26 protein-coding genes are annotated in these 26,137 nt (G+C 70.6%); 15 read left to right on the plus strand and 11 right to left on the minus strand.

All coding sequences use genetic code 11. The annotated features are described in order from the left end of the window. Positions 1-164: 164 nt before the first annotated feature. The 3 genes from KM933_RS03870 to KM933_RS03880 are packed head-to-tail and all read left to right on the plus strand — an operon-like array spanning position 165 to position 3,949. Positions 165-2,396, plus strand: a complete 2,232-nt coding sequence (locus tag KM933_RS03870; RefSeq protein ID WP_221348332.1) for an RNA degradosome polyphosphate kinase — start codon at positions 165-167, stop codon at positions 2,394-2,396. Beyond that, complete coding sequence (locus KM933_RS03875) at positions 2,377-3,492, plus strand: CHAD domain-containing protein (RefSeq protein ID WP_221348333.1); 1,116 nt, start codon at positions 2,377-2,379, stop codon at positions 3,490-3,492. Before KM933_RS03870 ends, KM933_RS03875 begins: the two co-directional genes overlap by 20 nt. A 22-nt stretch (positions 3,493-3,514) precedes the next feature. Further along, the gene (locus tag KM933_RS03880; RefSeq protein ID WP_221348334.1) at positions 3,515-3,949 is read left to right on the plus strand and encodes an NUDIX hydrolase; all 435 of its coding nucleotides are present in this window, start codon (positions 3,515-3,517) and stop codon (positions 3,947-3,949) included. 47 nt (positions 3,950-3,996) lie between these two features. On the opposite strand, the gene KM933_RS03885 is transcribed toward KM933_RS03880, so the two are convergent. Next, the gene (locus tag KM933_RS03885) at positions 3,997-4,164 is read right to left on the minus strand and encodes a hypothetical protein (protein ID WP_221348335.1); all 168 of its coding nucleotides are present in this window, start codon (positions 4,162-4,164) and stop codon (positions 3,997-3,999) included. A gap of 131 nt (positions 4,165-4,295) precedes the next feature. Here KM933_RS03885 and KM933_RS03890 point away from each other — a divergent pair, with 131 nt between their 5' ends. Both KM933_RS03890 and KM933_RS03895 read left to right on the plus strand, forming a co-directional pair. After that, complete coding sequence (locus KM933_RS03890) at positions 4,296-5,135, plus strand: SCO4651 family lipoprotein (protein WP_221348336.1); 840 nt, start codon at positions 4,296-4,298, stop codon at positions 5,133-5,135. A 240-nt stretch (positions 5,136-5,375) separates the two neighbouring features. Further along, positions 5,376-5,570 carry a hypothetical protein gene (locus tag KM933_RS03895; RefSeq protein ID WP_221348337.1) on the plus strand — a complete coding sequence of 65 codons (195 nt, stop codon included), beginning with the start codon at positions 5,376-5,378 and terminating at the stop codon, positions 5,568-5,570. Positions 5,571-5,696: 126 nt separating this feature from the next. Here KM933_RS03895 and KM933_RS03900 read toward each other — a convergent pair whose 3' ends face one another. Then, entirely contained in the window at positions 5,697-6,068 is a 372-nt protein-coding gene (locus KM933_RS03900) for a metal-sensitive transcriptional regulator (protein WP_221348338.1), read from the minus strand. 200 nt (positions 6,069-6,268) lie between these two features. On the opposite strand from KM933_RS03900, the gene KM933_RS03905 reads away from it, so the two are divergent. Together KM933_RS03905 and KM933_RS03910 are read left to right on the plus strand one after the other, a co-directional pair. After that, positions 6,269-6,889: a DUF47 domain-containing protein gene (locus KM933_RS03905; RefSeq protein ID WP_221348339.1), complete on the plus strand. Its 621-nt coding sequence runs from the start codon at positions 6,269-6,271 to the stop codon at positions 6,887-6,889. 7 nt (positions 6,890-6,896) lie between these two features. After that, on the plus strand, positions 6,897-7,895 hold the full coding sequence (locus tag KM933_RS03910) for an inorganic phosphate transporter (protein WP_221348340.1): 999 nt from the start codon (positions 6,897-6,899) through the stop codon (positions 7,893-7,895). Positions 7,896-8,116: 221 nt separating this feature from the next. On the opposite strand, the gene pstB is transcribed toward KM933_RS03910, so the two are convergent. The 4 genes from pstB to pstS form a co-directional block, all read right to left on the minus strand. Then, the gene (pstB, locus tag KM933_RS03915) at positions 8,117-8,893 is read right to left on the minus strand and encodes a phosphate ABC transporter ATP-binding protein PstB (protein ID WP_221348341.1); all 777 of its coding nucleotides are present in this window, start codon (positions 8,891-8,893) and stop codon (positions 8,117-8,119) included. A 50-nt stretch (positions 8,894-8,943) separates the two neighbouring features. Continuing rightward, positions 8,944-10,005, minus strand: coding sequence for a phosphate ABC transporter permease PstA (gene pstA / locus KM933_RS03920; protein WP_221348342.1), 1,062 nt, complete (start codon positions 10,003-10,005; stop codon positions 8,944-8,946). Further along, the gene (pstC, locus tag KM933_RS03925) at positions 10,002-11,018 is read right to left on the minus strand and encodes a phosphate ABC transporter permease subunit PstC (RefSeq protein ID WP_221348343.1); all 1,017 of its coding nucleotides are present in this window, start codon (positions 11,016-11,018) and stop codon (positions 10,002-10,004) included. The genes pstA and pstC overlap by 4 nt, the downstream gene beginning before the upstream one ends. Positions 11,019-11,127: 109 nt before the next feature. Continuing rightward, positions 11,128-12,258, minus strand: a complete 1,131-nt coding sequence (pstS, locus tag KM933_RS03930; protein WP_221348344.1) for a phosphate ABC transporter substrate-binding protein PstS — start codon at positions 12,256-12,258, stop codon at positions 11,128-11,130. A 408-nt stretch (positions 12,259-12,666) separates the two neighbouring features. Between pstS and KM933_RS03935 the strand changes: the two genes are divergently transcribed. Continuing rightward, complete coding sequence (locus KM933_RS03935) at positions 12,667-14,256, plus strand: FAD-binding oxidoreductase (protein ID WP_221348345.1); 1,590 nt, start codon at positions 12,667-12,669, stop codon at positions 14,254-14,256. A 169-nt stretch (positions 14,257-14,425) separates the two neighbouring features. Here KM933_RS03935 and KM933_RS03940 read toward each other — a convergent pair whose 3' ends face one another. Both KM933_RS03940 and KM933_RS03945 read right to left on the minus strand, forming a co-directional pair. Next, positions 14,426-15,124 carry a phosphatase PAP2 family protein gene (locus KM933_RS03940; RefSeq protein WP_221348346.1) on the minus strand — a complete coding sequence of 233 codons (699 nt, stop codon included), beginning with the start codon at positions 15,122-15,124 and terminating at the stop codon, positions 14,426-14,428. Between the two features lie 183 nt (positions 15,125-15,307). After that, complete coding sequence (locus KM933_RS03945) at positions 15,308-16,315, minus strand: C40 family peptidase (protein ID WP_260332988.1); 1,008 nt, start codon at positions 16,313-16,315, stop codon at positions 15,308-15,310. Between the two features lie 119 nt (positions 16,316-16,434). Between KM933_RS03945 and KM933_RS03950 the strand changes: the two genes are divergently transcribed. Further along, on the plus strand, positions 16,435-16,761 hold the full coding sequence (locus KM933_RS03950; RefSeq protein WP_221348348.1) for a DUF397 domain-containing protein: 327 nt from the start codon (positions 16,435-16,437) through the stop codon (positions 16,759-16,761). 22 nt (positions 16,762-16,783) lie between these two features. On the opposite strand, the gene KM933_RS03955 is transcribed toward KM933_RS03950, so the two are convergent. The 3 genes from KM933_RS03955 to KM933_RS03965 form a co-directional block, all read right to left on the minus strand. Beyond that, positions 16,784-17,155 carry a DoxX family protein gene (locus KM933_RS03955; protein WP_221348349.1) on the minus strand — a complete coding sequence of 124 codons (372 nt, stop codon included), beginning with the start codon at positions 17,153-17,155 and terminating at the stop codon, positions 16,784-16,786. A gap of 84 nt (positions 17,156-17,239) precedes the next feature. Continuing rightward, on the minus strand, positions 17,240-17,878 hold the full coding sequence (locus tag KM933_RS03960) for an SRPBCC family protein (RefSeq protein ID WP_221348350.1): 639 nt from the start codon (positions 17,876-17,878) through the stop codon (positions 17,240-17,242). Positions 17,879-17,889: 11 nt separating this feature from the next. Beyond that, positions 17,890-18,255, minus strand: a complete 366-nt coding sequence (locus KM933_RS03965) for an ArsR/SmtB family transcription factor (protein ID WP_221348351.1) — start codon at positions 18,253-18,255, stop codon at positions 17,890-17,892. 521 nt (positions 18,256-18,776) lie between these two features. Between KM933_RS03965 and KM933_RS03970 the strand changes: the two genes are divergently transcribed. From KM933_RS03970 to KM933_RS03995, 6 genes are all read left to right on the plus strand, one after another. Then, positions 18,777-19,085 carry a hypothetical protein gene (locus KM933_RS03970; RefSeq protein ID WP_055507678.1) on the plus strand — a complete coding sequence of 103 codons (309 nt, stop codon included), beginning with the start codon at positions 18,777-18,779 and terminating at the stop codon, positions 19,083-19,085. A 206-nt stretch (positions 19,086-19,291) separates the two neighbouring features. After that, complete coding sequence (locus KM933_RS03975) at positions 19,292-20,128, plus strand: DUF8175 domain-containg protein (protein ID WP_221348352.1); 837 nt, start codon at positions 19,292-19,294, stop codon at positions 20,126-20,128. Next, positions 20,118-21,443, plus strand: a complete 1,326-nt coding sequence (locus KM933_RS03980; protein WP_221348353.1) for a hypothetical protein — start codon at positions 20,118-20,120, stop codon at positions 21,441-21,443. The genes KM933_RS03975 and KM933_RS03980 overlap by 11 nt, the downstream gene beginning before the upstream one ends. Positions 21,444-21,457: 14 nt before the next feature. Next, on the plus strand, positions 21,458-23,008 hold the full coding sequence (locus KM933_RS03985) for an SCO6880 family protein (protein ID WP_430727274.1): 1,551 nt from the start codon (positions 21,458-21,460) through the stop codon (positions 23,006-23,008). 6 nt (positions 23,009-23,014) lie between these two features. Beyond that, positions 23,015-24,439, plus strand: coding sequence for an ATP-binding protein (locus tag KM933_RS03990; RefSeq protein WP_221348355.1), 1,425 nt, complete (start codon positions 23,015-23,017; stop codon positions 24,437-24,439). A 14-nt stretch (positions 24,440-24,453) separates the two neighbouring features. Continuing rightward, entirely contained in the window at positions 24,454-26,034 is a 1,581-nt protein-coding gene (locus KM933_RS03995) for a type VI secretion protein (RefSeq protein ID WP_221348356.1), read from the plus strand. The last annotated feature ends 103 nt before the right edge of the window (positions 26,035-26,137 follow it).

A 26,137-nucleotide genomic window follows, 5' to 3' on the forward strand; every position in this document is an offset into this window, starting at 1 on the left:
CTTGCGACCCTCGGGCAATGAACCCCGCCCCGCCCGAGTCCTCGCCTCCGCCGGAGCGTGAGCCCTCCCCCACGAGGGAGAACGGCAGCCCGCATCCGCGCGCGGCACTCCCGCCCGCTCTCTCCGACGCGCCTGTTTCCGGCCCGGCGCGGAAGAATGGGTTCATGAGCCAGCCCCATGCCCAGGCACAGGTACAGCACCCGCAGCCGTCCGTCGGCTCCATAGCCGCGCACCGCCCGCACACCGTGGCGGCGAACGTCTCCGACCTGGAGCCCGACCTCGACGCCGACCTCGACACGTACGAGGACACGGTGCAGGACGGCATCCAGCTCCCGCAGGGCCGTTTCCTCGACCGGGAACGCAGTTGGCTGGCGTTCAACGAGCGGGTCCTGGAGCTCGCCGAGGACCCGAACACGCCCCTCCTCGAACGGGCGAAGTTCCTGGCGATCTTCGCCAGCAACCTGGACGAGTTCTTCATGGTCCGGGTGGCGGGCCTGAAGCGCCGCATCGCCACCGGCGTGGCCACCCGCTCCGCCTCGGGCCTCCAGCCCCGCGAGGTGCTGGAGATGATCTGGGCCCGCTCGCGCGAGCTCATGGCCCGGCACGCCGCCTGCTACCAGGAGGACGTGGCGCCCCAGCTCGCCGAGGAGGGCATCCACCTCGTCCGCTGGAGCGAGCTGTCCGAGAAGGAGCAGGCCCGCCTCTTCACGCTCTTCCGCCACCAGATCTTCCCGGTCCTGACCCCCCTCGCGGTCGACCCGGCGCACCCCTTCCCGTACATCTCGGGCCTGTCCCTGAACCTCGCGGTCGTCGTGCGCAACCCGGTCTCCGGCCACCGCCACTTCGCCCGGGTGAAGGTTCCGCCGCTGCTCTCCCGCTTCCTGGAGGCGTCCCCGAGCCGCTTCGTCCCCATCGAGGACGTCATCGCGGCCCACCTGGAGGAGCTGTTCCCGGGCATGGAGGTCCTGGAGCACCACGCGTTCCGCGTCACCCGGAACGAGGACCTGGAGGTCGAGGAGGACGACGCCGAGAACCTGCTCCAGGCCCTGGAGAAGGAGCTCATGCGCCGCCGCCTCGGACCGCCGGTGCGCCTGGAGGTCGAGGAGTCCATCGACCGGTACGTGCTCGACCTGCTGGTGCGGGAACTGAAGATCTCCGAGGCCGAGGTGTACCCGCTGCCGGGTCCCCTGGACCTCACGGGCCTCTTCGGCATCGGCGCGCTCGACCGGCCCGAGCTGAAGTACACGAAGTTCATCGCGGGCACCCACCGCGACCTCGCGGAGGTCGAGTCGGCGTCCGCGCCCGACATCTTCGCGGCCCTGCGCGAGCGCGACGTCCTGCTGCACCACCCGTACGACAGCTTCTCCACCTCCGTCCAGGCGTTCCTGGAGCAGGCGGCGGCGGACCCGGACGTGCTGGCCATCAAGCAGACGCTGTACCGCACCTCGGGCGACTCCCCCATCGTCGACGCCCTCATCGAGGCCGCCGAGGCCGGCAAGCAGGTCCTCGTCCTCGTCGAGATCAAGGCGCGCTTCGACGAGCAGGCCAACATCAAGTGGGCCCGCAAGCTGGAGGAGGCGGGCTGCCACGTGGTCTACGGTCTCGTCGGCCTCAAGACCCACTGCAAGCTGTCGCTGGTGGTGCGCCAGGAGGGCGAGACCCTGCGCCGCTACTGCCACGTCGGCACGGGCAACTACCACCCGAAGACCGCCCGCCTGTACGAGGACCTGGGGCTCCTGACCGCCGACCCGCAGGTCGGCGCGGACCTCTCCGACCTCTTCAACCGGCTCTCCGGCTACTCCCGCCGCGAGACGTACCGCCGTCTCCTCGTCGCGCCCAAGTCCCTGCGCGACGGACTGATAGCGCGGATCAACAAGGAGGTCCAGCACCACCGTGCCGGACGTCCCGCGTACGTCCGCATCAAGGTCAACTCGATGGTCGACGAGGCACTCATCGACTCCCTCTACCGTGCCTCCCAGGCGGGCGTGCCCGTCGACGTGTGGGTGCGCGGGATCTGCGCGGTGCGGCCGGGGGTGGCGGGCCTGTCCGAGAACATCCGGGTACGGTCCGTCCTCGGCCGCTTCCTCGAACACTCCCGGGTCTTCGGCTTCGGCAACGGCGGCGAACCCGAGGTGTGGATAGGCAGCGCCGACATGATGCACCGCAACCTCGACCGGCGTATCGAAGCACTGGTCAGGATCACCGACCCGGCCCACCGGTCAGCCCTCAACCGGCTGTTCGAGACCGGTATGTCCGACACGACCTCCTCCTGGCACCTGGGCCCCGACGGCGAATGGACCCGGCACGCGACCGACGCCGAAGGCCGCCCCCTGCGCAACGTCCAGGAGATGCTCATAGACGCCCGGAGGCGCCGGCGTGGCACAGCAACACCTTGACCCGACGGACCCGACGGCCGGTCCCGTGGCCGGGGACGCCCTCGCGGCCTACCTCCGCGCCCAGGCCACGGAGTTCCTCCGCGCGCTGCGCCAGCACCGCGAGGCCGGTGGCGCGGCGGCGGCGAACGGCTCGAAGGAGGCCGCGGACGCGGCGCGCGCCCTGCGCCGCTCGGCCCGCCGCATCAGCGGCACCCTGCACACCTTCCGGCCCCTGCTCGACGAGGGCTGGTCGGAGGGCATGCGCCCCGAGCTGGCCTGGCTGTCGGGGACCCTGGCCCGTGAACACGCGTACGAGGCCCGGCTGGAGCGGCTGCTGGCGGCCCTGCACCGGCTGTCGGGCTCGGCTCCGGCGGTGTTCCCGGCCCAGGCCACCTCCGAGGCACGGACGGAGCCGCGGGCGGAGGCGGGGACGCGGGCGGAGGTACGGACCGCGAAGGCCCCCCTGACCGTGGGCGCGGCCAAGGCGGGCGCCCTCCTGGAGCGCCAGCTGACCCTCGCCCGGACCCGCGCCCACTCGGCCGCGCTCCAGGCCCTGGGCTCCAGCCGCTTCCACGCCGTCGCCGACAACGTCGCCGTGCTCGCCAGCGAGGTCCCGCTGTCCGCCGCCGCGACGGCGACGGCGACCACGACCGCCACGGGGCCACCCCCGGGACCGGGACTGCGACCGCTGGCCGCCGCCGCCGAGGAACGCCTCCGCGACGCCGTCACCGGGCTCCCCCTGATCACCGCCGGCCACCCCTACAACTCGGAGGCCCTCGTCCACGGCCTCTCCACCGACACGGCACCGCAGCCCCAGGACGCCCCCTGGCACCAGGTACGCCTCCTGCTGCGCCTGCACCGCTACGCGCGCGAGGTGCTGTACGGCGACGAGGACCTCGTGGACGTACGCATCCTGAACGCCGGCCAGGCCCTGGACCGGCACCGCGACGCGGCGGAGGCGGCCGCGGCGGCGGCCTCGGCGGCCCGTACCCCGCGGATCGCCCCGGCGACGGCGTACGCGCTGGGGGTGCTCCACGCCGACCAGCGGCACGAGGTGGAAGCGGCCCGGTTCATGTTTCAGCGCGCCTGGACGAGGGAGACGGTCGGCACTCCGTGACCCACGGAGTCCGGTACTCGCGATGGGAGGCCCAGTGCACGAGTGGGACGAGGACCCCGTCCTCGCGGCGGGCTGCGTACTGTGGCGCCGCTCACCGGCCGGCGGCGAGCTGGGCATCTGCCTGGTCCACCGGCCGAAGTACGACGACTGGTCGCATCCGAAGGGCAAGCTGAAGCGCGGCGAGGACGCGCTGGCGGGAGCGGTGCGCGAGGTCGGGGAGGAGACCGGGCACCGGTGTGCCCCCGGCCCCCGTCTGACCACGCTCCACTACCTGGCCAACGGGCGGCCCAAGCGGGTCAGCTACTGGGCCGCCGAGGCGACGGGGGGTCGCTTCGTCCCCAACCGCGAGGTGGACCGCGTGGTGTGGCTGCCGCCGGCGGAGGCCCGGGAGCGGCTCACACAGGCTCGGGACAGGGAACTCGTCGACGAGCTGGTGGCCGTCCTGCGGCACGTGTAGCGCGGCGCGCGGTTCCCCGCGTCCCCCACCTCACGGCGGCGCCCCCTTCATCCGGCGCCCTCCGCCGCGTGGGTCTCGGCGTCCGTCCGCGCCCGGCTCCTGGCCCGGCGGGCCGGGCCCTTCCAGCCGCAGGTGCACCGGGCCAGGCAGAAACGACCCTGCTCGACCGTCGTCGTCCGGTGTTCCGCGGGAGTGATCTCTTCCTGCTGTGGCACGGCTCCCACGGTACCGACGCAGGGTAAACGCTTCCCCAAGCCGCGTACCGGCGTGACAACACCCCCCAGCCGTCGTTAAGCCGAACGACACGAGGCCCGCCCAAGAACGTCCCGGCTGGGGGTAGCAGGCGATGGTGGAGCGGCAGCGAACACGCAGGGAGGGGACGGTCGCCCTGGCCGCCGCGGCGACGGGGCTGCTGCTCTGCGCCGCCGGCTGCTCGGGCAGCGGGGCCGCCTCCGACGACGCCCGGGCCGCCGAGGACCCGGTCCGGGTACTGCACGGAGCCGCCGGGAAGCTGGTCCGCGCCGGCACCTCGAAGGCGCGTACGTCGATGGAGATGGCCACCGGCGGCACCCGCGTGACCATCCGCGGCGAGGGCGTCTACGACTTCGCGGGCCGGGCGGGCCGTCTGAAGGTCTTCCTCCCGCAGGACCCGGCCGGCGTCGGCGAGCACCGCCCCATCACCGAACTCCTCGCACCGGGCGCCCTCTACATGAAGAACCGCGGCGCGGGCGTACCCGCCGACAAGTGGGTGCGCGTCGACACGGCCACGCTCTCCGACGGCAACCTGGTCACGGGCGGCGCGACCGACCCGTTCGCCGCCGCCGAACTGCTGCGCGGCGCGCGGAGGGCGACGTACCTGGGGCGGACGTCGGTCGCGGGCACGGCCGTACGCCACTACCGGGGGACCGCCGACCTCGTGGCGGCCGCGCGCGACGCCTCCGCGGGCAACCGGGCGGCGCTGCGGGCGGCGGCGGAGGGCTTCGCCACGGCGACGGTCCCCTTCGACGTCTACCTCGACGACCAGGGGCGCATCCGCAAGGTCCGCCACCGGTTCAGCTTCGTGAACGGGCAGCGGAAGGACACGGTCGCGGTGTCCTCCACGACCCTGCTGTACGACTTCGGCGCCGAGGCCGACGTACGCCTGCCGGTCGCGGAGGACATCTTCGCCGGCCGGATCGCCGAATGACCGGGCGGGCGACCGGACAGGGAAGAGGGAACAGCCGGCGGGACGGTCCACAGGACGGGGGAGGGGATGCGGAGGAACGGCGAAGGGGTGACGGAGGAATGACGGAGTGGCCGGGCGGCGGACGCCGTGGGCGGGACCGTGAGAGGCCTGAATGCACGGGCCGGAAATGGTCCGTTGGTGCCATGCGCCGTCCGTGCCCCGCTCCCTACTCTAGGAAGTCGGTGACGGCAGGAAGAGGTGATGCACGTGGCTCCGGCGCGCGGTACGGCAGTTCAGGACCACGTGGCCCTCGCCGAGATCGAGCTGTGCGGCGACCTGATCATCGCGGCCTCGACCGCCCGTGAGGACCGGCTCAGCCCCGACCGTATCGACGAGGTGCTCAGGGCGGCGGAGGAACGCTTCATCGAGGAACACGGCGGCACCGCCGGAAGGTGACGACGCCGGAAGACGGCGCCGTCGGAAGGTGACAGCGCCGGAAGGTGACGGCCCCGCGCCCCGCGAGGGGGGCGGGGCCGTGACACGTGCGACCGCGGGGCCACGCGCGGTCGCGCTCCCGCGGGGTCACGTGCGCAGCAGCCGCGCGATCGCCTTCGTCGCCTCCGCCACCTTGGCGTCGATCTCGGCGCCGCCCTTGACCGCCGCGTCGGCGACGCAGTGGCGCAGGTGCTCCTCCAGCAGCTGGAGGGCGAACGACTGCAGGGCCTTCGTGGAGGCGGAGACCTGCGTGAGTATGTCGATGCAGTAGACGTCCTCGTCGACCATGCGCTGCAGACCGCGGACCTGCCCCTCGATCCGCCGCAGCCGCTTGAGGTGCTCGTCCTTCTGCTGGTGGTAGCCGTGGATCCCGCGGTCGTGGTCGGTCACGACCTCCTCGGCACCGGCCCCCGCGGTCCTCCCGGAGGGCGCCGTCGCGCCGGCCTCGGTGGTCGTCATCGCGTCCTCCTGCTGACTGATACCCCTACCGGGTATATCGTAACGAACTCTGCCGGGTATAGAGCACTGGCCGAGGCCTTGCGGGACCCCGTGCTGATCACTGTGCCCGATGGGCGACACTGGTGGGCGGCCGTTAGCCGTGGCCGGATGATGCGCCTAGCATCAGCCTGACCGACACCGAAGCAATCCGAGGACCCCACGTGCGATTTCGTCTGACCCCCAGGGAGACGAGCTTCTACGACATGTTCGCCGCCTCCGCGGACAACATCGTCACGGGCTCGAAGCTCCTGATGGAACTGCTCGGGGCGGACTCGTCCGACCGAGCCGAGATCGCAGAGCGCATGCGGGCCGCGGAACACGCCGGTGACGACGCCACACACGCGATCTTCCACCAGCTGAACTCCTCGTTCATCACGCCCTTCGACCGCGAGGACATCTACAACCTCGCCTCGTCCCTCGACGACATCATGGACTTCATGGAGGAGGCCGTCGACCTGGTCGTCCTCTACAACGTGGAGGACCTGCCGAAGGGCGTCGAGCAGCAGATCGAGGTGCTGGCACGGGCCGCGGAGCTCACCGCCGAGGCGATGCCGAACCTGCGCACGATGGACAACCTCACCGAGTACTGGATCGAGGTCAACCGACTGGAGAACCAGGCCGACCAGATCCACCGCAAGCTGCTGGCCATGCTCTTCAACGGCAAGTACGAGGCCATCGAGGTGCTGAAGCTCAAGCAGATCGTGGACGTCCTCGAAGAGGCCGCCGACGCGTTCGAGCACGTGGCCAACACGGTGGAGACCATCGCGGTCAAGGAGTCCTGACCCCTTCATGGACACCTTCGCCTTGATCGTGACCATCGGTGTCGCGCTCGGATTCACCTACACCAACGGCTTCCACGACTCCGCCAACGCCATCGCCACCTCCGTGTCCACGCGTGCGCTGACGCCGCGTGCGGCACTCGCGATGGCCGCCGTGATGAACCTCGCCGGCGCCTTCCTGGGCAGCGGCGTCGCCAAGACCGTCAGCGAGGGCCTGATCGCGACACCGCACGGCAACAGGGGGATGTGGATCCTGTTCGCCGCGCTGGTCGGTGCCATCGTGTGGAACCTCGTCACCTGGTACTTCGGCCTGCCGTCCTCCTCCTCGCACGCGCTGTTCGGCGGCATGGTCGGCGCCGCGCTCGCGGGCGGCATCGATGTCATCTGGTCCGGCGTCCTGGAGAAGGTCGTCGTCCCGATGTTCATCTCCCCGGTCGTCGGCCTGGTGGCGGGCTATCTGGTGATGTGCGCGATCATGTGGCTCTTCCGCCGCTCCAACCCGCACAAGGCCAAGCGCGGTTTCCGGATCGCGCAGACCGTGTCAGCGGCCGGCATGGCGCTCGGCCACGGTCTGCAGGACGCCCAGAAGACGATGGGCATCGTGGTGATGGCCCTGGTCATCGCGGACGTCGAGGAGGCGGGCGATCCGATTCCGGTCTGGGTCAAGGTCGCGTGCGCGATAATGCTCTCGCTGGGTACGTACGCGGGCGGCTGGCGCATCATGCGGACACTGGGGCGCAAGATCATCGAACTGGATCCCCCGCAGGGGTTCGCCGCGGAGACGACCGGTGCGTCGATCATGTTCACGACCGCGTTCATCTTCCACGCGCCGATCTCCACGACGCACGTCATCACCTCCGCGATCATGGGGGTCGGGGCGACGAAGCGGGTGAACGCGGTGCGCTGGGGCGTCGCCAAGAACATCATCCTCGGCTGGTTCATCACGATGCCGGCCGCGGGCCTGGTGGCCGCGGCCAGCTTCTACGCCGTGAACCTGGCGTTCCTGTAGGGCTCCCCGCCCCACCCGCCCCCGCCGCTCCCACCGCCCCCGCCACCCCTGATCCACGGAAGCCGGACGCTGCCCCCGGTAGCCGGACAGGGACGGGAACGGGAACGGGAAAAGCCAACGGGCCCGCCCCCCGAATCCGGGAGGCGGGCCCTATTGGTCCCCGCGGTGGCACCGCCATGCAGCACCGCGAGGGGTCCCGAAGACCTGCGGAACGGGTCGGCTCAGCCGAAGCGCCCCGAGATGTAGTCCTCGGTGGCCTGCACGGACGGGTTCGAGAAGATCCGCTCCGTGTCGTCTATCTCGATGAGCTTGCCGGGCTGGCCGACGGCCGACAGGTTGAAGAAGGCCGTGCGGTCGGAGACACGCGCCGCCTGCTGCATGTTGTGCGTCACGATGACGATCGTGAAGCGCTCCTTCAGCTCGGAGATCAGGTCCTCGATGGCCAGCGTCGAGATGGGGTCGAGCGCCGAGCAGGGCTCGTCCATGAGCAGGACGTTCGGCTCCACCGCGATGGCCCGGGCGATGCACAGACGCTGCTGCTGGCCACCGGACAGACCGGAACCCGGCTTGTTCAGGCGGTCCTTGACCTCGTTCCAGAGGTTCGCGCCCTTGAGCGACTTCTCGACGATGCCGTCCAGCTCGGACTTCTTGTAGCTGCCGTTGAGGCGCAGGCCCGCCGCCACGTTGTCGTAGACCGACATCGTGGGGAAGGGGTTCGGCCGCTGGAAGACCATGCCGACCTCGCGCCGCACCGCCACCGGGTCGACCCCGGCGCCGTACAGGTTCTCGTCGCCGAGCATGACCTTGCCCTCGACACGGCCGCCCGGTGTCACCTCGTGCATCCGGTTGAGGGTGCGCAGGAAGGTGGACTTGCCGCAGCCGGAGGGGCCGATGAAGGCCGTCACGGAACGGGGTTCGATGGCCATCGAGATGTCCTCGATGGCTCGGAACGAGCTGTAGTAGGCGCTGAGACCGCTGATGTCGATTCGCTTGGCCATGGAGATCACTGCTTCTTTCGAGAAGGACTGCTGGTCGCTGTCTGGCCGCGTCAGCGACCGGTCTTGGGGGCCTTCCAGCGGGCTATGCCGCGGGCCGCCAGGTTCAGGATCATCACGAACGCGATGAGCGTGAGCGCCGCCGCCCAGGCCCGGTCGTACGCCGCACCGGAGCCGCCGCTGTTCGCGTACTGCTGGTAGATGTACATCGGGAGCGATGCCTGCGGGCCGTCGAACGGGTCCGTGTTGATGAAGGTCGAACCCCACACCAGCAGCAGCACCGGGGCGGTCTCACCCGTGATGCGGGCGATCGCGAGCATCACACCGGTCGTGATGCCGCCGATGGAGGTCGGCAGGACCACCTTCATGATCGTGCGCCACTTCGGCACGCCCAGCGCCAGCGACGCCTCGCGCAGCTCGTTCGGGACGAGCTTGAGCATCTCCTCGGTGGAGCGGACGATCACCGGCAGCATCAGGATGGTCAGGGCCATCGCGCCGGCGAACCCGGAGGGGCCCATGTCCAGGATGAGGATCCAGAAGCTGAGGACGAACAGACCCGCGACGATCGACGGGATGCCCGTCATGACGTCGACGAAGAAGGTGACGGCCTGGGCCAGCCTGCCGCGCCCGTACTCCACGAGGTAGATCGCGGTCAGGATGCCGATCGGCACGGAGATCAGCGTGGCGATGCCGACCTGCTCCAGGGTGCCGAGGATCGCGTGGTAGATACCGCCGCCGGGCTCGGTGTCGGTGACCAGGCCCATCGAGTGGCTGAGGAAGTAGCCGTCGAGGACCTTCACACCGCGCTCGACGGTCTCCCACATGAGCGAGACCAGCGGGATGACGGCGAGGAGGAACGCGACCCAGACCAGGCTGGTGGCCACCCGGTCCTTGGCCTGCCGGCGGCCCTCGACGCGTGCGGCGATGCCGTACGAAGCGAGCACGAAGAAGATCGCGGCCAGCAGGGCCCACTGGATGCTGCTGTCCAGCCCGGCCGCGGCGCTGATGCCGAGGCCGAGGGCGATCGAGCCCGCGGCGACGGCCAGCGGGGCCCACTTGGGCAGTCGCGCGCCCTGCAGGGTGCTGGGACGCTCGACGTTGACGGTCTGGCTCATGCGTTGGCCCCCGAGTACTCCGCGCGGCGGGCGATGATCGCGCGGGCCGCGCCGTTGACCAGCAAGGTGATGATGAACAGCACCAGGCCGGAGGCGATGAGCGCGTCCCGGCCCATCTCGCTGGCCTCGCTGAACTTGCTGGCGATGTTCTGGGCGAAGGTGCCGCCGTTCGGGTCGAGCAGGCTGGCCTCGATCTTGAAGTTCGGGGAGAGGACCGTGGCCACGGCCATGGTCTCGCCGAGCGCGCGCCCGAGGCCGAGCATCGAGGCGGAGATGACGCCGGAGCGGCCGAAGGGAATCACCGACATCCGGATGACCTCCCAGCGCGTGGCACCGAGGGCCAGCGCGGCCTCCTGGTGCATCTGCGGGGCCTGGCGGAAGACCTCGCGGCTCACGCTGGTGATGATCGGCAGAATCATGATCGCGAGCAGGATGCCCACGGTGAACAGCGAGCGCGGTGCGCCGCCCTGCCACTCCAGGATGCCGGTCCAGCCGAAGTAGTCGTCCAGCCAGCCGTAGAGACCGACCAGGTGCGGCGCGAGGACCAGGGCGCCCCACAGGCCGTACACGATGGACGGCACGGCGGCGAGCAGGTCGATCACGAAGGAGATGGCGCCGCCCAGCCTGCGCGGGGCGTAGTGCGTGATGAACAGGGCGATGCCGACCGCGATCGGGACCGCGATGACCATCGCGATGATCGACGAGACGACGGTGCCGTAGGCCAGGACCGCGATGCCGAAGCTCGGCTCGGCGGCGGTCGGGTTCCACTCGAAGGTGGTGAGGAAGTTGCTCTCGTTCTTGCTGATCGCGATCACGGAGCGGTACGTGAGGAAGACCGCGATGGCGGCCATGATCACGAGCAGGAAGATGCCCGACCCGCGGGACAGGCCGAGGAAGACCCGGTCGCCGGGCCGCGTGGCCCCGCGGGCCGCACGCTTCTGTTCGGCCGCGGAGAGATCGGCGGGCAGGGGGGATGAGGGGGGCGCGTCGGACTTCTTTGTGGATATGTCCATGAGGTTCTCCGGTCTGCGGAGCCGCGCGCTGTGCGCGGCTCCAGGCGGCGGTGCACCGGACGGCGCGCGGCAGGGCCCCCGGGGCCGGGGGCCGTACCGCGCGCTCAGGTCAGCTCAGGCTCGCGACGGTCGTACGGACCTTGGCGATGATCTCTTCGGGGATCGGGGCGTAGTCGTTCTCGGCCAGGATCTTCTGGCCCTCCTCGCTGGCGATGTAGGTGAGGAACGCCTTGGTGGCGGGCAGGGTCTCCGCCTTGTTGCCCTTGTCGCAGACGATCTCGTACGTGACCAGGGTGATCGGGTAGGCGCCCTCGGCCTTGGTCGCGCGGTTCAGCTCCAGCGCGAGGTCCGGGCCCGTGCCGACGACCTTGGCGTCCGCGATGGCCGTGGTGGCGTTCTCGACGGTGGCCTCGACCGGCTCGGCCGCACCCGTGTCGAGCTTCACCGAGGTGATGCCGTCCTTGGCGTACGACAGCTCCATGTAGCTGATGGCGCCGGAGGTCTGCTTGACCTGCTGGGCGACACCGGAGGAGCCGGCCGCGGACTGACCGCCGTCGGCCTGCCACGCCTTGCCGCCCTCGTACTTCCACTGGTCGGGCGCGGCGGCGATCAGGTACTTGGTGAAGTTGTCCGTGGTGCCGGACTCGTCCGAGCGGTGGAACGCCTGGATCTTGAGGTCGGGCAGCTTAGCGTCCGGGTTCAGCTTCTTGATCGCCGCGTCGTTCCAGTTGCTGATCTTGCTGTCGAAGATCAGGGCGAGGGTCTTCGCGTCCAGGACGAGGCCCTCGACACCCGGGACGTTGTAGCCGACCGCGATCGGGCCGCCGACCATCGGCAGGTCGATGCCCTGACCGTCCTTGCAGACCTTCTTGGAGGCCTCGATCTCCTCGGGCTTCAGCGCGGAGTCGGAACCGGCGAAGGCGACCTGACCCTGGGTGAACGCGGTGACGCCGGCGCCCGAACCCTCGGACTTGTAGTTGATCTGCACGCCCTTGCAGGCGGTCGCGAATTCCTTGACCCACGCGTCGATCGCGTTCTTCTGCGCGGAAGAGCCGTTGGCCAGCAGCTGGCCCTTGGCGTCGTCACACTTGATGGAGCTGTTGGCCGCGGTCGGACCGCCGTCGCTCCCGCTGTTGCCGCCGGTGTCGTCGGAGCCGCACGCCGTCAGCGCCAGGGCGCCGGAGACGGCGAGAGCACCGAGGGAAAGGCCGCGCAGCCGGTTCTTGCGCTGAAGCTTCACGTTCGGGAGTTCCTTCCAGAAGCCGCCGGTGTCGGCGGCGTGCGAAGTCGAGGGCAGCCTGCCGTTCGCACGGGACTGCTTTCATACTGCTGTTCAGGACCGGCACCTGCGCTCGCTCTCGTCCGCACCACGCACCGGGTAAGGCCGAAATTAGGCAGAAAAGGTGAAGCCGCTGATGGCCGTGAGTGAACGGCGGGTGAACCCCTGCCGTCAGTGCGGTGAGGTCACGGAACGCTCACGAGCAGAACACGCGAGGATACCGGGTACCGGAAGCCTTCCTTTCGGAACCCGGCCGGTTTCTTTCGCTCCCGACCCGTCCCGCCGGACCGGCGGGGTTGCCGGGCCCCGCCCGTGGAACCCGTCGGACCGTGGCCCCGTCTCGTTGTACGGGAGCAACGGGAGGCGCACATGCAACGGCGTACGTTCCTGGGCGGAGCCGCCGCGACCGCGGTGACGGCGGCGTCGACGGCGTGCAGCGGTGGGAGCCCCGAGCCGTCGCGCCCGGCCGCCGGGACGCACACGTCCGGCGCCGCGACCGGAACCCCGACCGGAGCCCCCGCCGCGGCGGCCACGGCGGCCGGCGGCACCACGGCGGCCGACTGGCGGGCCCTGGCCGAGGATCTGGACGGCCCGCTGGTCCGTCCGGACGACACCGACTGGGCGGCGGCCCGCCAGCTCTACAACACCCGCTTCGACGCCCTGGAACCGGCCGCGGTCGCGTACGTGGCCCACTCCGACGACATCCGTACGGCGCTCTCCTACGCCCGCGCCCACGGCGTCCGCGTCTCGGTCCGCAACGGCGGCCACTCGTACGCCGGCTGGTCCTCCGGGGACGGCCGGCTGATCGTCGACGTGTCGAAGCTGTCCGGGGTACGGGCGTCCGGCGACGAGGCCGTGATCGGCGCGGGCGCCAAGCTGATCGACGTCTACCGGGGGCTCGCCGCGAAGGGCGTGACCGTCCCGGCGGGGTCCTGCCCCTCGGTGGGCATCTCCGGTCTGGCACTGGGCGGCGGCCACGGGGTGGTGTCGAGGGCGTACGGCCTCACGTGCGACAGCCTCACGCGGGCCACCCTGGTCACGGCGGACGGCAGGCGGCTGAGCGCGAGCGCGACCGAGAACAAGGACCTGTTCTGGGCCCTGCGCGGCGCGGGCAACGGCAACTTCGGCGTCGTCACCGAGCTGCGCTTCAGGACCCACCCGGCGCCGCGGGGCGTCACGGCGAACATGTCCTGGCCGTGGCCGAGGGCGGCCGCCGTCCTCACGGCCTGGCAGGAGTGGGGTCCCGGCCAGCCGGACGAGATCTGGTCCTCGCTCCACCTCGCGAACGCGGCCGGCGGCACCCCGACGGTCTCGGTCTCCGCGTTCTCGCTCGGCACGTACGGCGAACTGCAGAACGCCGTCGACCGCCTGGCCGACCGGATCGGCGCGCCCGCCCGCGACGTCTCCCTCAAGCGCCACTCCTACGAGGAGTCGATGGAGGTGTACGCGGGCTGCGCCGACTTCCCGGCCGACGCGCAGTGCCACCTCCCGGGCGGGACACCGGGCCGCTCGGCCCGGGGCGCGCTGGGCCGCGAGACGTACGCGGCCCGCTCGGACTTCTTCGACCGCCCGATCCCGGCGACGGGCGTACGGGCCCTGCTCGACGGTGTCTCGGGGGTCCGCGGCGGCACGGGGAGCATCGCGCTCACGGCCCTGGGCGGCGTGGTCAACCGGGTCGACCCCACGGCGACGGCGTTCGTCCACCGCCGCTCCCGTGTGCTGGCCCAGTACATCGCGGCCTGGCGCGCGGGCACCTCCGGCACGGCCGCGGAGTCCTGGCTGGCCCGGACCCACACGGCCATGCGCCCCCACGCCTCGGGAGCGGCCTACCAGAACTACACGGACCCCACCCTCACCGATTGGCGCAAGGCGTACTACGGCTCGGCGGCCCCCCACCTGAAGTCCTTGAAGTCCCGGTACGACCCGGAGAACTTCTTCACCTTCCCCCAGTCCCTGTAGCGGGCCGGGGGACCCGGGGAACGGCGCAGTCCTTCGCCCTCAAGAGGCGCGGGGAACGGCGCAGTCCTTCGGCTTTCAAGGGGCGCGGGGAACTGCGCGACCAGCCCCAGCGGCGCCGCAGCCGACGACGAACGCCTCCCACCGCACCCCACCAGCGACAAGCGGCGGGCTACGCCGCCAGGTCCCGCTCCTCCGCCTCAGCCTCACTGCGCGCCCCGGGAAGAACCTTCCCCCGCCCGGCCGCACGGTCCGCCCGGACCAGCCACCCCACCCGGGGCGACCTCTCCACCGCGCGCACGACAGGCGACAGCAGCGCGACGGCGAGCGGCGAGAGCAGCAGGACGACCGCCGTCCCGAGGGCGAATCCCCCCACGACGTCGGTCGGATAGTGCACGCCCATGTACACCCGGCAGAACCCGCCGAGCAGCGCGAGCCCTATCCCGACCAGCCCGAGCTTCCGGTTCGCCAGGAACAGCCCGACGGCCATCGCCATCATCAGGGTCGAGTGGTCGCTGACGAACGAGTAGTCGCTCTTGCCGCCGATCAGGACTTCCAGCCCCTCGTGGTCCACGAAGGGCCGGGGCCGCTCCACGAACCCCCGTATCGGCACGTTCACGAGCACGGCGACCGCGGCGGCCAGCGGCGCCCAGATCAGCGAGGCCACGGAGGAGGCGGCATCGTCCCCGCCCCGCCGTCGCACGCCCCACCAGCACCAGAGCACCAGCAGGACCATGACGAGCAGGAGTCCCCACTCGCCCACGAACTCCATGACACGGTCGAACCAGTGCGGCGCTTCCTTGGCGAGGCCATTGATGTCGTAAAGCAAGTCGACGTCTGGGTTCGACCCCGAATCGGCGAGTCCAGCCACGGTGCAACGGCCCTTCGTCGTCATCTTTCCGACGCACCCCACCGGATGCGCCGCGCCATCAACCCCCGTCGTCGGCTACAGGAACAGGAACGCACATTCCCCTTCCATACGTTCCACCCTCCACCGAATGATCACGCAGACGTTATCCAAGAGAGATACATAGCCGCAGCTCAGGGGAGGGTTTCACACGGAGGTGGGCAACGCTTTCGCGCCATCTTCGGTCACACGGGTGGCCCCGAAATAGTCAGGCGTGTCGATGGGGTCGAACCGGATCACGGCACCCGTCCGGGGCGCGTTGATCATGTATCCGCCGCCGACGTAGATCCCCACGTGCCGGATGGCCCGGGAGTTGGTGAGGTCGTCCGAGAAGAAGACCAGATCCCCGGGCAGCAGCTCGTCCCGCTCGGGGTGCGGCCCGGCGTTGTACTGGTCGTTGGCCACCCGCGGCAGGGTGATCCCCACACTCTCGTACGCGGCCTTGGTCAGACCCGAGCAGTCGAAGCGTCCGCCCTGCTCAGGGGTGCCGTTGCCGCCCCAGAGATACAGCGTCCCGAGCTTCTTCTGCGCGTAGTAGATGGCGCCGGCGGCCTGCTCCGAGGGCCGCACACGACCGACCGGAGCGGCGAAACTGTCCTCCAGCGTCGTGATCGTCTTCACGTAGTTCCGGGTTTCCCGGTAGGGCGGGACACCCCCGTACTTGATGACGGCGTACGGCCCCGCGTTGTACGCGGCGAGCATGTTCGCCGTCGGGTCCCCGGGCGCGTCCTTGACGTACTTCGCGAGCGAGCAGTCGTACTTCGCGGCCGATGGAATCGCGTCATTCGGATCCCATACGTCGCGGTCGCCGTCACCGTCGCCGTCGATTCCGTGCGTGGCCCACGTACCGGGGATGAACTGCGCTATCCCCTGCGCGGCGGCGGGACTCCTCGCGTCGGGGTTGAACCCGCTCTCCTGGTACAGCTGGGCGGCGAGGAGCGCCGGATTGAGCGCGCTGCACAGATTGCCCCACTTCTGCACGAGCGTCCGGTACGCCGCGGGTACGGCTCCCTTGGCGAGGCCGACGGACCCCTGCCCCACGCCGTTGGCCAGGTTCCCGGCGACCAGGTAGACACCGACCACCAGCACCATGACGAAGCTCAGCCCCGCCCCCACGGCGGCGGTCGCTACGATCCAGGCCTTACGCACCGTCAACCGCCCCTCGCCGCACGGTAGTCCGACCGCCAGTGTAGAGGTGCCCGCTCCGCTGCGGAATGATCACCCGCTGACCCGCCCCCTGCTTCCGTACCCGATACCGAGTGAGGAAACACGCCGTGTCCGACGTACCCCCCGACCTCGACTGGACCCGCGCCGCCCCCGAGGGCGCGACGGGCCCCGGCCCCTGGATCGAGCTCGCCTTCGGCGACGACGACCTCGTCTACATCCGCGAGACCAGCGACCCCGGGACGGTCGTCACGACCACACAGAAGAAGTGGGACGCGTTCGTCCTCGGCGTACAGGCGGGAGAGTTCGACCACTTCGTGGAGGGAGCGGAGGGAGTGGAGGGAGTGGAGGACACGGAAGAGGCGCAGGGACCGGAAGGAACAGGGGGAGCGCAGGAAGCGGGAGGAGTGGGCGACCCCGGGAACGGCCGCCCCTGAGCGGTCGGCCCCGCGCCGCACCTCACTCCGCGTCCCGCGCCACACCCCGCGCCCACAGCACCAGCGGTACCTGCAGCGGCAGCCGGGCCAGCGCCGCGGCCTTCTGGGGCGCGGGGCGGTGGCGCCAGTCCACGGCCATCTGCACATTGGCGGGGAACACCCCGACGAAGAACGCCGCGGTGGCCAGCGCGGCCGTCCGCCGCGTACGGGGTGCCGCCACCCCGGCCGCGAGCACCAGCTCGACGACACCGCTCGCGTACGTCCAGGCCCGGGGCTCCCCCGGCAGCACGCGCGGAACGGTCGCGTCGAACCGGCGGGGCACCGAGAAGTGGGCGACCGCGGCGGAGGCCAGCAGTCCGGCGAGCAGCAGGGACGAGCGTTCCGAACGCGGCACGGTTCCTCCTGTGGGGCGCATGAGAGCCTGCCGGCCCCCGGGACCGGGCCGCCACGTGAGGTTACTCGACAGTAGCCAAAGCTGTCAGGAGGGCTCCGCCCCCGTGTACGCCGCGGTCGTCCGGTCCGCCCTCGCACGGGCGGTCCCCTCGGCCTCACCGCCCGCCACGCCCGCCGCGTACCACCCCTCGCTGCTGAGGCGGACGAACCGGAGCCCCTCCTCGGTCCCGAACCAGGCCATGGCCTCCCGGGGATCGACGGCCGCGCCGGAGGACAGGTGGAGGGTGAGCCCGACGAGGGCCATGTCCCAGCCGATACCGACGGCTCCGGGCCCGAACCGCTCCCACTTCTCGTCGTCGTCGGGCGCGATGTGGTCCAGCTCGAAACGCGTGCCGCCGTCCTCCGCGGGGGTCAGCCGGAGCTCGATCCAGCTGACGTTCCCGGCGAACTCCCAGGTCGCCGTGAAACCCTTCGGCGGATCACAGCGCTCGACGGTACCGCCGGCGTTGCCCTCCAGCTGGTAGGTGCCGCCGGGGCGCAGCTCGCCGCTGACGGGCAGGAACCAGCGCGGGATGCGCTCGGGATCGGTGCAGGCGTCCCAGACGTCCTCGACGTCCGCGTCGTACGTCCGGCCCAGGGTCACCACGTGGGCCTCACCGGCCTCCAGGACCCGGCTGCCCACGTGGCGCCGTACGGCGTTGATCTGATGGGTGACGTCGATCATGAGGTGCTCCTTCACTGTGGTGCGGGGTCACCGTCACCGGACCGCTCACGGAGCCGGCGTTCCCGCTCGCCCCGGGCCAGTTCGGTGGCCAGGGCGTCGAGGCGGGGCGTCCAGAGCCGCCGGAACCGGTCCAGCCAGGCGTCGATGTCACGCAGGGGGTCGGAGTTCACGGCGTACAGCCGCCGGGTCCCCTCCGGCCGGACCGTGGCGAAGCCGTTCTCCCGCAGGACCTTCAGGTGCTGAGAGACACCGGGCTGGGAGATCCCGAACTCCGCCCTGACGGTCTCGCCCACCGCCCCGGAGCTCATCTCGCCGTCGGCGAGCAGCTCCAGGATGCGGCGGCGAACGGGGTCACCGAGTACGTCGAACGCGTGCACGGCACCACAATATCAGCATTCACTTATATAAGCGAGAACAGACACTCGGCTACGCGCCACCCCGCCCCCGCCCCACCCCGCCATCGCGTCCGAGTCGGCCTTCGATCAGCACACAACGGGCGACGTCTACTCGCCAGGAGACGTACGACCCGGCGAACATCGGCACGACGGACCGGCGCACACGGGACGGAGTCGGGCTCGATGGACGGGCGGAGTCGGCCACCGTCAGGAGCCGGTCACGCGAGAAGGGGCTAACGACGGGACCACACCAGAGGTTCCGCTTCCACTTCATTGCCGGTCGTGACCTGCCATGATACACAGAGTGACGATACGTCTCCGGGAACACCGGGCCGCGGTTCCGGCGGGGTCCCGCGAGCGCCGGTGACAAGGGATTCGTACAAAACCCGCCAACCAATGACGCCAAGTCGACATGCGACAGCGACTTTGTCAGCGACAATAGCCGTGACCTCTGCGCAGAGTGGCAGAGGAGGCAGAACAACCCACTAGGGGCGGTGACTTACATGCTTTTCGCAGCCGAAAAGGGCGACATCAACACGATCATCGGCGGAATCGCTCCGGACTGGGGCCCGTTCGGCACCCTCGGCAACGAGGCCCGGATCATGATCGAGGTCGTGATGGCCGTCGCCATCCTCCTGTGCCTCGGCATCGCGATCTGGGGAGCGGCTAAGCAACGCATCGGCGCGACGGCCCTGCGCGACACCTTCAGCGCGGAGCAGGGCAAGGGTCTGATCATCGCGGGTCTCACCGGAGTCTTCATCATCGGTTCACTGGGGACACTCTTCACGATCGTGTACGGCATGGCCGTCTAGGCGGCCACCGGTCCGGCGTCCCCGGATCCGGCCGGACACCCCAGGTCCCCCGTCCCTCCTACCCGTCCCTCCCACCCGTCCGTCGTGCCCACCGGCTGAGGTTGCGCTTCCCTGATGTCGAGTCACCACACCGTGCCCGCGCGGGAACCAGCGGGACTACCGTCGTACCAGGCGGTTCAGCAAGAGGTTGAGGGGGCGTACGCGGCATGAGTCCCGGCGACGAGCACGGAGCACGCGGCAGCGACGACCGTTACGGAGGCAGCGGCCAGACCCGCACCCGGCTCCCCGACGGCACGGGCGACGTCTACGGCGGGGCACGACGCGGCAACCGCTCGTCGTCGCGCAGCCTCGTCACGGTGGTGGGCGTCGTGGTCCTCCTGATCGCGGCGATCGCCTTCGCGAACCGCGGAGGCGGCGACTCCGACGACGAGGCGGGCGGCGGCAAGCCGAAAACGGCCCCGACGGCCGCCTCCGGCGAACAGCCCGTCCAGACGAAGTCCGGGGGAATCCCCTCGGGATTCCCCCGGACCGAACAGGGCGCGGAGTCGGCCGCGGCGAACTACTCGGTGGTTCTCGTCTCGGCCGACATCCTCAAACCAGCCCGACGGGGCGAGATCGTCCAGCAGGTGTTCGTCGCCGACAAGGCGGCCGCACTGCGGAGCAAGCTGGACAAGGCGTATTCCAAGGAGTTCCTGAGCAACGTCGGTCTCGACGAGGACGGCAACGCGTCGGCCGGACAGACCTATGTGTCACGCACCATGCCGGTCGGCACCAAGATCACGGACTATTCGGACAGCACGGCGATCGTGGAGGTCTGGTGCACCGGCGTCTTCGGCACGGCCGGGGACGACTCCAGAAACCCGGTCAGCAACGACTGGTTCACCATGACGCTCCAGTTGCGGTGGGCCGACGGTGACTGGAAGGTCGACAGCTTCTCCCAGAAGGACGGACCGGCGCCGGTGAACGGCGACAACGCGGTCTCACCGTCCGACAAGATCTCGAAGGCCGTCGAAGAGTACGGAGGCTTCACGTATGCCCGGTAGCCCACGCCGCGTACTCAAGGTCACCGCCGCTGTCGCAGCCGTGCAGGCCGCGTTCGTCGTGCTCGCCGGCCGTGCGGCCGCAGCACCGACACCGCCGCCTTCGCCGTCCGACGACAACTGCGACCTGATCGTCGGCCCCGCCAAGGACTACTGCGAACGAGGCAGCTCGAACCGCAACGGCCCCTCCGTCGACAACCCCACCGACGCCCTCGACCCCCTCGCCTCCCTCGCCAAGGGCTGCGCCAAAGCCGCGTCCTGGACGATAGACAAGCTCAGCGACGCGGTCCAGGACACGGCGACCGTCGACTTCACGAACACCACGTTCCTCCAGCAGTACGCAGTGGTCTTCGCCGCGTCGACGATCCTCACCCTCCTCCTGTGGCTGCTCGCGGTCGCCAAGAGGGCCGTCCGGGGCGTCCCCCTCGGCACGGCCGTCGGCGAAGCCATCGGCTTCCTCTGGCTGACGGTCCTCGCGTCGGCCTTCACCCCCCTCATCCTCTACACCGTCGTGTCCGCGACCGACGGCATCGCCGAGGTCCTCGCCAAGACCACCGGCAACCAGACCGACACCTTCTTCGGCAACTTCTCCGGCGCCCTCAACAAGGGCACCGACATCGGCGGCGGCCCGATCATGCTGATCGTGGTCTCCCTCGTGTCGATCCTCGCCGCGGGCATCCTGTGGCTGGAACTGGTGATCCGCGCCGCCCTCCTCTACGTCGGCGCGCTCCTCGGCACCGTCGTCTACGCCGGCCTGGTCGACAAGAACCTCTGGGGCCACGTCCGCCGCTGGGCCGGGATCATGATCGCCGTCATCCTCGTCAAACCGGTCATCGTGATCGTGCTGGGCCTCGCCGGCGCCCTGTCCGCGGAGGACGGCCCCGACGCCTTCTCCGCCGTCGTCTCCGGCCTCGCGATCATCCTGCTCGCCATCTTCGCCAGCGCGATGATCTACCGCTTCGTACCGGGCTTCGGCGACGAGATCGCGAGCAGCCGCAACAACCGCATCATGCAGGGCGCCGAAGGCAAGGCCGCGGCCGCCATCAGCTCCCCCGCCACCCTCGTCGCCCAGGGCATCAAGACCCACAGCACCCGGGCCGACCACAACGGCGGCGGGGGCGGCGGCGGCAACGGCGGCTCCCGCCCCTCGAACCCCCTCTCCGGCGGCGTCGCGGCCCACAGCTCCCGCGGCCCCTCTGGCAGCGGCGGATCGGTCCCCGCCGCCGCGCCCCCGCCCCGCTCCAGCCCGGTGAACACCCCTCACGCCGGGAACAACCGCAACAGCAGCAACAACCGCACGGGAGGTGAAGGGCGTTGACGACCGATTCCCACGTGGCCCATACGTCCCATCCGGTCACGCCCCGCCGTACCTATCTGATCGGGCGCGCCCGGCCGAGCGCGATCGTCGGCCGCAACCGCGAGTCCGGCGAGATCGGACTGATCATCACGGGCGCGTTCCTCGGCATGATGTGCGGCCTGCTCGTCCCCGTCCTCTCCGTGCGCATCGTGCTGCTCATGGGCTTCCCGCTGCTCGCGCTGGCCGCGGTCTACGTGCCGTACAAGCGGCGGACCTTCTACAAGTGGTTCGAGATCAACCGCAGCTACAAGCGCAGCCTGCGCCGCGGCACCGCCTACCGCAGCGGTGTCATGGAGTCCGGCACCCGCATCGACGGCCGCGAGGTCGAGGTCGGCCCGCCCCCGGGCATCGGCCGCATCACCTGGCTCGCCGCCCCGTTCGGCCCGGACGAGATCGCCGTGCTCCTGCACGCCGACCGCAAGACCGTCACCGCCGCCATCGAGATCGAGGGCCCCGGCGTCGGCCTGCGCGACAGCGAGGACCAGGAGGCCCTCGTCGACCGCTTCGGCACCCTCCTCAAGCACGTCGCCAACGGCGACGGCTTCGTCACCCGCATCCAGATGCTCGCCCGTACGCTCCCCGCCGACCCGGACGCCCACGCCAAGGACGTCACCGTCCGCGGCGACGAGCAGGCACCCGGCTGGCTCCAGCAGTCGTACGAGCAGCTCCAGTCCATGGTGTCGACGAGCAGCGAGCAGCACCGCGCCTATCTCGTCGCCTGCATGCACTACTCGCGCGAACTGGCCGCCGAGGGCCAGGCCATGGCCCGCGCCGCCCGCCCCAAGGGCGGCAAGAAGCTCGACAAGGACGCCGGTCTCGCCGTCGTCATGGCCCGCGAGCTCACCGACATCTGCTCCCGCCTCCAGGAGGCCGACATCCGGGTGCGCCAGCCGCTCGGCCAGGGCAGGCTCTCCTCCCTCGTGCACTCGATGTACGACCCGGACCACCCCATCGACCACATCCAGGCCATGACCAAGCGCAACGCCTGGCCGGCCGAGCTGGACGCCATGGAGCCGACCTACCTCCAGGCCAAGACCCGTGAGTCCTCCACCCGCGCCCCCTGGTGCCACGCCACGGCCTGGGTGAAGGAGTGGCCGATGACCCCGGTCGGCGTCAACTTCCTCGCCCCGCTGCTCGTCCACACCCCGGACGTCATCCGCACGGTCGCCGTCACCATGGACCTCGAACCCACCGAGATCGCCATCGAGCGGATGCTGACCGAGAAGACCAACGACGAGGCCGAGGCCAGCCGCCAGGCCAAGATGAACCGCACCGTCGACCCCCGCGACGTCGCCTCCCACAACCGTGTCGACCAGCGCGGCCAGGACCTCGCCAGCGGTGCCGCCGGCGTCAACCTCGTCGGCTACATCACCGTCTCGTCCCGCAACCCCGAGGCACTCGCCCGCGACAAGCGGACCATAAGGGCCTCGGCCGGAAAGTCGTACCTGAAGCTGGAATGGTGCGACCGCGAGCACCACCGCGCCTTCGTCAACACACTCCCGTTCGCGACCGGCATCCGGAGGTAGGGCTCTATGCGGGATCCGCTGTCCGTCCTCACGGAGGGCTTCACGTCCTTCCTCTTCGGCAAGGTCGAGACGACCCGCCCGCCGGTGCGCACCTCCACCGGTCAGGCCCAGGCCGTCTACCTGCCGACCGCCGCCCCCGGCCTCGGCGACTCCGGCGTCATCATCGGCCGCGAGGTCTACTCCGGGAAGGGCTACATCTACGACCCCTTCCAGCTGTACGGACAGCAGCTCCCGGCACCGCACTGGCTGGTCCTCGGCGAGTCCGGCAACGGCAAGTCGGCGCTGGAGAAGACGTACGTGCTGCGGCAACTGCGCTTCCGCGACCGGCAGGTCGTCGTCCTGGACGCACAGGGCGAGGACGGGGTCGGCGAGTGGAACCTCATCGCCCAGGAACTGGGGCTCACCCCCATCCGCCTCGACCCGACCGCCGCCCTGGACATGGGCATCCGGCTCAACCCCCTCGACCCGGCCATCACGACGACCGGCCAGCTCGCGCTGCTCCGGACGATCATCGAGGTCGCGATGGGCCACGGCCTGGACGAACGCTCCGGCTTCGCGCTGAAGGTCGCCCACGCCTACGTCAACGAGACCATCGTCGACCGCCAGCCCGTCCTCACCGACATCGTCGAGCAGCTCCGCCACCCCGAACCGGAGTCGGCGGAGGCGATGAACGTCGCCATAGACGACGTACGGGCCTGGGGCCTGGACGTCGCCCTGGTCATCGACCGCCTCGTCGACGGTGACCTGCGCGGCATGTTCGACGGCCCGACGACCGTCGGCATCGACCTCGACGCCCCGCTCATCGTCTTCGACCTCTCCCACATCGACCGCAACTCCATCGCCATGCCCATCCTCATGGCGATCGTCGGCGTGTGGCTGGAGCACACCTGGATCCGCCCCGACCGGAAGAAGCGCATCTTCCTCGTCGAGGAGGCCTGGCACATCATCAACAGCCCGTTCGTGGCCCAGCTCTTCCAGCGCCTGCTGAAGTTCGGCCGACGGCTCGGCCTGTCCTTCGTCGCGGTGGTCCACCACCTGTCCGACGTCGTGGACGGCGCCGCCGCGAAGGAGGCCGCGGCGATCCTCAAGATGGCCTCGACGAGGACGATCTACGCCCAGAAGGCCGACGAGGCCAGAATGACGGGCCGCGTCCTCGGCCTGCCCCGCTGGGCGGTGGAGATCATCCCCTCCCTCACCCCGGGTATCGCCGTGTGGGACGTCAACGGCAACGTCCAGGTCGTCAAACACCTGATCACCGAGACCGAGCGCCCCCTCGTCTTCACCGACCGCGCCATGACGGAGTCGTCGGCCGACCGCCTCGCGGACGACGCCCTGCGCGCCGCCGAACGGGAGGCCGAGGAACGGGCGGCGGCCTTCATGGAGCAACACCTGAAAGACCTCGACGACTCGTCCGAGTCCACCGTGGCGTAGAGGAGCGACCCGAGATGAGACCGGACGAGCGCGACCGGCACCGCGGCGGCGAAGGAGGCATTCCGGACGGCCTGCTCATCGGCATCCTGGCCTTCGTCCTCGGCATGACGGTCATGGTGTGGACGGCCACCGGTCTGTCCGGCCTCTTCTCCCACGGCTCGTGGCCCGCCGAGGTCACCTTCCGCCGTACGCCCCTGGCCATACGCCACCTCGTCGCGGCCCCCCACGACCTGCCGACCGCCTGGCCGGACACCCCGGCCGGCCAGCTCTCCGGGTACGGGCTCTTCTGGGGGCTGCTCATCGGCCAGGTGATGGTGCTGGTCGTCCTCACGGTCTTCGTACTGGGCACGGTGGCGCGCTGGAGGGCGCAGCGAGCCAGACGCAGGGCACTCGCCCTGACCAAGGGCGACCACGACGAGGCACACGAGTCACCCCGGGACCGGGTACCGGAGCGTCCCGGGCCGGTGCACCCCGGGCCGGAGTACCCCGCGACGACACAGCAGCCGCAGCAACCGGTCGAGCACATCACGGTGCCGCGTCCGTCTGCGGCGACGCCGCCGCCGGTACGAGCGGCGCAGCCGCCACCGGAGCAGGTGCCGTTCCCCGTGACGGCCGGCGGCGAACGGGCGGACACGTGGGAAAGCCCCGTCCCGGCCCCCCGGGGACCCGTCGTCCTCGGCCCGCCCGAGACCCGCCACCCGCTCGCGGTCCAGGCGATCCAGGACGCGGACGGCCCCGCCCTGGTCATCACCTCCGACCCCGCTCTCTGGTCGAGCACGAAGGACGCCCGCGCGAAACTGGGCCCCGTCCTCCTCTACGACCCCTCCCACCTCTGCGACACCCCGGCCCGCCTCCACTGGTCCCCCTTCGCCGGCTGCGAGACCAAGGACACCGCGCGGGCTCGCGCGGCGGCGCTCCTCGCCCCGGTCCGTCCCAGCGCCAGGATCGACCAGGCGGTCGCCGACACCGCGGAGACACTCCTCCGCAGCTATCTGCACGCCGCGGCGGTGGACGGCCGCACCATCCGCCACGTCCACCGCTGGGCCCAGGGCGCCCAGGTCCAGGAAGCCGTACGCATCCTCCGTACGAATCCCAAGGCCGCCGCCGGCTCCGCGGGCGAACTCGAAGCCGCTCTGACCTCGCACCCCGAACGCCGGGACATCGCCCAGGAGCTGACGGCCCGCGCTCTCTCCGCCCTCTTCACGGTCAACGTGCGGGAGGCGTGCACTCCCAACCGAACCGACACGCTCACCTTGGATTCCTTTGTCAACGAAGGGGGCACGCTTTATGTGGTCGGTGAACCGATCGAGGACCCGAAGTCGAACCCCGGCGCCATGCCGCTCCTGACGGCCCTCGCCTCAAGCGTGGTCGAGCGCGGCCGGCGCATGGCCGAACGGTCATCCTCCGGTCGCCTCGACCCACCACTCACCCTCGTCCTGGACGACGTGGCGGCGGTGGCCCCCCTCCCCCAGCTCCCGGACCTGCTCGCCGCGGGCAGGGGCACGGGCCCGGACCGGGGTCTCCCCACCCTGGCCCTCCTCCGCTCCCAGGAGCAGGCCCGCGCCCGCTGGCCCCACCACGACCTCCCGGTGTGACCCCGTTCCCGTGAATCGACAAGGCACCGGACCGGAAAAGCAGCACAACGCAGGAAAGCCCCCGCACCGAGGTGCGGGGGCTTTCCTGGAATGATTGTTCGGC

The sequence above is a fragment of the Streptomyces beigongshangae genome (assembly GCF_019710745.1).
Lineage (GTDB): Bacteria > Actinomycetota > Actinomycetes > Streptomycetales > Streptomycetaceae > Streptomyces > Streptomyces beigongshangae.

Coding starts and splice junctions, on each gene's coding strand:
- KM933_RS03935 (WP_221348345.1), top strand. CDS start 12,667: ATGCAACGGCGTACGTTCCTGGGCGGAGCCGCCGCGACCGCGGTGACG.
- KM933_RS03870 (WP_221348332.1), top strand. CDS start 165: ATGAGCCAGCCCCATGCCCAGGCACAGGTACAGCACCCGCAGCCGTCC.
- KM933_RS03995 (WP_221348356.1), top strand. CDS start 24,454: ATGAGACCGGACGAGCGCGACCGGCACCGCGGCGGCGAAGGAGGCATT.
- pstC (WP_221348343.1), bottom strand. CDS start 11,018: ATGGACATATCCACAAAGAAGTCCGACGCGCCCCCCTCATCCCCCCTG.
- KM933_RS03895 (WP_221348337.1), top strand. CDS start 5,376: ATGCACGTGGCTCCGGCGCGCGGTACGGCAGTTCAGGACCACGTGGCC.
- pstB (WP_221348341.1), bottom strand. CDS start 8,893: ATGGCCAAGCGAATCGACATCAGCGGTCTCAGCGCCTACTACAGCTCG.
- KM933_RS03890 (WP_221348336.1), top strand. CDS start 4,296: ATGGTGGAGCGGCAGCGAACACGCAGGGAGGGGACGGTCGCCCTGGCC.
- KM933_RS03980 (WP_221348353.1), top strand. CDS start 20,118: ATGCCCGGTAGCCCACGCCGCGTACTCAAGGTCACCGCCGCTGTCGCA.
- KM933_RS03975 (WP_221348352.1), top strand. CDS start 19,292: ATGAGTCCCGGCGACGAGCACGGAGCACGCGGCAGCGACGACCGTTAC.
- pstA (WP_221348342.1), bottom strand. CDS start 10,005: ATGAGCCAGACCGTCAACGTCGAGCGTCCCAGCACCCTGCAGGGCGCG.
- KM933_RS03900 (WP_221348338.1), bottom strand. CDS start 6,068: ATGACGACCACCGAGGCCGGCGCGACGGCGCCCTCCGGGAGGACCGCG.
- KM933_RS03960 (WP_221348350.1), bottom strand. CDS start 17,878: ATGATCGACGTCACCCATCAGATCAACGCCGTACGGCGCCACGTGGGC.
- KM933_RS03970 (WP_055507678.1), top strand. CDS start 18,777: ATGCTTTTCGCAGCCGAAAAGGGCGACATCAACACGATCATCGGCGGA.
- KM933_RS03990 (WP_221348355.1), top strand. CDS start 23,015: ATGCGGGATCCGCTGTCCGTCCTCACGGAGGGCTTCACGTCCTTCCTC.
- KM933_RS03910 (WP_221348340.1), top strand. CDS start 6,897: ATGGACACCTTCGCCTTGATCGTGACCATCGGTGTCGCGCTCGGATTC.
- KM933_RS03880 (WP_221348334.1), top strand. CDS start 3,515: ATGGGAGGCCCAGTGCACGAGTGGGACGAGGACCCCGTCCTCGCGGCG.